Raw genomic sequence first — 5,271 nt, forward strand, 5'->3', positions numbered from 1 at the left:
CAGACGGCGCACACCGTGGTCCGACACCAAGTGCCGGGCCACAAGCGCACCCAACGTGCCCGTACCACCCGTCACCAGAACCGTCCCCGAACCGAATCCGGGGCCCTCTCCGGCCGGCGCGGGCACCCGGGCCAGCCGGGCCGCCCGTACGACACCTTCGCGCACGGACAGCTGCGTCTCGTCGCCGCCCAGCAGGGCGGCCGCGGCCCCGGTCGCCTCGACCTCGTCCACGTCCACCAGGCCGAACCGCCCGGGGTTCTCCGCCACCGCCGAGCGCACCAGGCCCCGCAGGGCGGCCGAGGCGGGCTCGCGGTCGGCGTCCCGCGTCAGGACCACCAGCCGCGCGTCCGCGAACCGCTCGTCCGCCAGCCACCGCTGGACCAGCGCCAGTCCCTCCCGCACGACCGCGTGGGCGGTCTCCGCGTCGGCCCCGTTCACTTCGACGAAGGGAGCGACCACCACCTCGGGTACCGGCCCGTCAGCGGTGAGCGCATCGAGCTCGGCGACGGCCGCGCAGCCCAGGGACGCGGCGAGGGCGGCGGCGGCCCCGGTGGAGCCGAGGACCGCCGTACGGGCATCCGCGCCCGGCCCGGCCACCAGGACCCATTCCACCCGGAACAGCGAGTTCCGATGCGCGGATCCTGCCAGCTGCCCGGCCGAGACCGGGCGCAGGGCCAGTGCCTCCACCGAGGCGACGGGCGCGCCGGTGGCGTCGGCCAGGGCGAGGGACACGGAGTCCGTACCCGGAACCGGGGCGATGCGCACCCGCAGCGCGGAGGCTCCGGCGGCCCGCAGACAGACCCCGGACCAGACGAAGGGCAGCCGGGCGGTGCCCTGCTGGTCGCGGAACCACAGGGCGTGCAGTGCGGAGTCGAGGAGTGCGGGGTGCAGCCCGTAGCGTGCGGCTTCCTGCGCCTGAGCCTCGGACAGCGCGACGTCGGCATAGACCTCCTCACCCAGACGCCAAGCGGCCCGAACGCCCCGGAAAGCCGGACCGTACTCCAAACCCACCCCGGCCATGGCCGCGTACAACTCCTCCACGGCAACCGGCTCGGCACCCCGCGGAGGCCACACACTCAGATCGAAACCGGCTTCCCCCGCCCCCACGGACAGCACGCCACTCGCATGCCGCACCCAAGGCACGTCCTCCCCCGCACGGGAGTGGAGGCCTGCGGTGCGCCGTCCGGCCGGGTCCGCCGCGCCCAGCGTCAGCTGGACCTGGGTGCTGCCCGTCTCGGACAGCACCAGCGGTGCTTCCAGGGTGAGTTCCTCGAGGGTGGGGCTGCCGGTCCGTTCCCCGGCGTGCAGGACGAGCTCGACGAGTGCGGCGCCCGGCACGACGACGCTGCCGAAGACGGCGTGGTCGGCCAGCCACGGGTGGCTGCGCAGCGACAGGCTTCCGGTGAACAGGTGCTGGTCGGCGTCCGCCAGGGTCACCCGTGCGCCCAGCAGCGGGTGACCGGCGTCGGCCAGTCCGATCGCGGAGGCGTCGCCCGCGCTTGCGCCTCCGGCCAGCCAGAAGCGCTGCCGCTCGAAGGCGTACGTGGGCAGGGCGACGCGCGGATCGGCGCCGAGCCCGGCGAAGAGGCCGGACCAGTCCACGGATATGCCACGGGTGTGCAGCCGGGCGAGCGCGGTGACCAGGGACTCCAGTTCGCAGCCGCCCCTTTGCAGGGCGGGGACCAGCGCGTCGGCATCGGTGTCGAGGAGGCAGTCCTGGCCCATCTGGGTCTGCATGCCGATCGGGCCGACCTCGAGGTACGTCGCGACGCCCTGGGCTTCCAGGGTACGGATGCTGTCGTGGAAGCGGGCCCCCTCGCGGATGTGGCGCACCCAGTACTCGGCGCCCGGGACCTCTCCGTCGGGGAACTGCCGGCCGGTGAGCCCGTCGATCATCGGGACGGTCGGCCACCGGTAGTCGAGACCTCGGGCGAAGGCGCCGAACTCGCCGAGCATCGGCTCCATGTGCGCGGAGTGGAAGGCATGGCTGACCTCGACCCGGTGGGTCCTGCGGCCCCGGTCGCGCCAGTGGGCGGCAGTCGCCTGTACGGCCTCCTCCTCGCCGGAGACCACCACGGCGCGCGGGCCGTTGACCAGGGCGAGGGAGAGCCGTCCGGCGATCCCGAGTTCGTCGAGGCAGGCGCGGACCTCGTCCTCGCCGGCCTCCAGCGCGATCATCGCGCCGCCTTCGGGAAGCGCCTCGATCAGCCTGCTGCGCGTGGCGAGCAGCCGCGCGGTGGCCTCGAGCGGGAGGACCCCGGCGGCGTACAGGGCGGCGTAGTCACCGAGCGAACCGCCGGACACGATGTCGGGCCGCAGGCCCCAGTGCGCCAGCAGCCGGTACAGGGCTGCTTCCAGCGCGAAGATCGCGGGAGCCGACCACCCGGTGCGGTTGAGGAGCGCCGCCTCCGGTGTGCCTTCGGCGGCGAAGACGACCTCCTTGAGCGGACGCCCCAGGTGCGGATCGAGGACCGCGCACGCCTCGTCGAACGCCTCGGCGTAGACGGGGAAGGCGTCGTACAGCTCACGGCCCATGCCGGGGCGCTGGCTGCCCTGGAAGGTGAACAGGAAGGCCAGCGCACCTTCGACGGGGGTGCCGCGGACCAGTCCGGGGGTCTGCTCGCCGCGGGCCAGGGCGTCGAGGCCGTCCAGTAGTTCGCCGCGATCGCGGGCGAGGAGGGCGGCGCGATGGTCGAGGGTGGCGCGGGTGGTGGCAAGGGCTGCGGCCAGGTCGGCCGGCCGGAGGTCCGGGTGTTCCCGCAGGTGGGCGGCCAGGCGTTCGGCTTGACCGCACAGCGCCTCCTCGGAGGCGGCGGAGAGCAGGAACGGCAGGAGGGGCAGGCGGGTGGCGCCCGGGGTCGCGGGCCGCTCGCTCGCGCCCTCGCTCTCACCCTCGACCGCGTTCTCGTTCTCGTTCTCGTCTGTGGGTGCTTGTTCGAGGATGACGTGGGCGTTGGTTCCGCTGATGCCGAAGGAGGAGACGGCTGCGCGGCGCGGCCGGGCGGTCTCCGGCCACTCCCGTGCCTCGGTGAGGAGTTCCACCGCCCCCGCCGACCAGTCGATGCGCGAGGACGGCTCACTCACGTGCAGGGTCCGGGGCAGCAGCCCGTGCTCGATCGCCTGAACCATCTTGATGATCCCGCCGACCCCGGCAGCCGCCTGCGTGTGACCGATGTTGGACTTCAGAGAGCCCAGGTACAGCGGACGGTCCTCCGTCCGCTCCTGCCCGTACGTCGCCAGCACGGCCTGGGCCTCGATCGGGTCACCGAGCCGGGTACCCGTGCCGTGCGCCTCCACCGCGTCCACCTCCGCGGGGGTCAGGCGTGCATCGGCCAGCGCCGCGCGAATGACCCGCTGCTGCGAAGGGCCGTTGGGGGCGGTGAGACCGTTGCTCGCACCGTCCTGGTTGACGGCGGAACCCCGTACGACCGCCAGGACCCGGTGCCCGTTGCGACGGGCGTCGGAGAGCCTTTCGAGGAGCAGCATGCCCACGCCCTCGCCCCACCCGGTGCCGTCCGCGTCATCGGAGAACGACTTGCACCGCCCGTCCGTGGCCAGACCGCGCTGACGGCTGAAATCGACGAAGGTGCTGGGCGTCGACATCACCGTCACGCCGCCCGCGAGGGCGAGCGTGCACTCGCCGCGGCGTAGCGCCTGGGCGGCGAGGTGCAGGGTGACGAGCGAGGACGAGCAAGCGGTATCGACCGTCAGTGCCGGGCCCTCCAGGCCGAAGACGTACGAGACCCGGCCGGAGGCGACGCTGCCCGCCGTGCCGCTGCCCAGGTATCCCTCCAGGTCCTGCGGCGGGGTAGCGATCTTCGAGGCGTAGTCGTGGTACATCAGGCCGGTGTAGACGCCGGTGCGGGAACCGCGCAGGGACAGCGGATCGATGCCGGCGCGCTCGAACACCTCCCAGGAAGTGTGGAGCAGGAGCCGCTGCTGCGGGTCCATGGCCAGCGCCTCGCGCGGTGAGATTCCGAAGAGTGCGGGGTCGAACTCGCCCGCGCTGTGCAGGAATCCGCCCTCACGGGCGTACGAGGTGCCCCGGTGGTCGGGGTCGGGGTCGAAGAGGTTCTCGGTGTCCCAGCCGCGGTCCTCGGGGAAGGGGGTGATGCCGTCCCCGCCGGACCCGACGAGCCGCCACAGGTCCTCCGGGGATTCCACCCCGCCCGGGTAGCGGCAGCTCATGCCCACGATCGCGATCGGCTCGTGGGCCTCCTCTTCGATGTCGTTGAGGCGCTGATTGGCCTGGCGCAGGTCTGTGGTGACCCGCTTGAGGTATTCGACAAGCTTGGTTTCGTCCGCCACGGCGGTGTTCCTTCCGGGATCAGTTGTCCGACGGGGCGGTCAGGAGTTGCCGAATTCCGCGTCGATGAAGTCAAGGAGTTCGTCCGCCGTCGCCAATTCGATCGCCAGTGCACCGGAGTCGGTGGGCACGGGGGCGGTCTCGGGGGCCAGGGCGGCGAGTAGTGCGCGCAGTCGGGTCCCGGCGGCGGCGCGTACGCCGTCGTCGTCCGGGCCGAGCTCTTCGAGCGTGCCGGTCAGGAGGTCCAGTTGCTCCAGGACGCGGGCACCGGGCTCCTCGTGGGGCAGCAGCAGGCCGAGGAGGAATTCGGTCAGGGCGTTGACGTCGGCGTAGTCGAACACGATGGTCGCGGGGAGCTTCAGCCCGGTGGACGCGCCCAGCGCGTTGCGCAGTTCGAAGGTGCTGAGGGAATCGAAGCCGAGGTTCTGGAAGGAGCGCCCGGTGGCGACCGCTTGCGGTCCGGCGAAGCCAAGCACCGACGCCACGTGCGTACGGACCAGGTCGCGCACGTACCGGGAGCGGTCCTCGGCGGGCAGCACCCGCAGCCGGTCCGCGAGCGGAAGCACCGTGGTGCCGGGGGTACCCGCGGCACCGGTGGCCCGCGCGGCGACCGGCCGGCGGGTCCGGGCAGGGGCGAGCGCGCTCAGCAGTGGCGGGAGTTCGCGACCGCTGCTCTGGAGCGCCGCCAGGTCCAGGGGCGCGGGGACCAGCACCGCCGCGTCGCCGTATGACAGGGCGGAGTCCAGCAGGGCGAGTCCCTGTGCCTCGGAAAGGGGGAGGAATCCCGTACGGGCGATCCGGGCGAGGTCTGCGTCGTTGAGGGCGGCTCCCATGCCGGCGGTGCGTGTGGTGTCGGCCCACAGGCCCCATGCCAGGGAGAGGGCGGGCAGGCCCAGGTGGTGGCGGTGCTCGGCGAGAGCGTCGAGGTAGGCGTTGGCCGCCGAGTAGTTGGCCTGTCCCGCGCT

General features: G+C 73.0%; 1 protein-coding gene and 1 pseudogene. Both read right to left on the reverse strand.

Annotation, left to right across the window (positions count from 1 at the left end):
* Nucleotides 1–4,308: pseudogene (locus ACFYM0_RS37830) on the reverse strand (type I polyketide synthase); the annotation flags it as partial.
* Between the two features lie 39 nt (nt 4,309–4,347).
* The coding region (locus ACFYM0_RS37835) for a KR domain-containing protein (RefSeq protein WP_388510272.1) at nt 4,348–5,271 on the reverse strand (924 nt) is incomplete at its 5' end.

Source organism: Streptomyces sp. NPDC006487, from assembly GCF_042870555.1.
GTDB lineage: Bacteria > Actinomycetota > Actinomycetes > Streptomycetales > Streptomycetaceae > Streptomyces.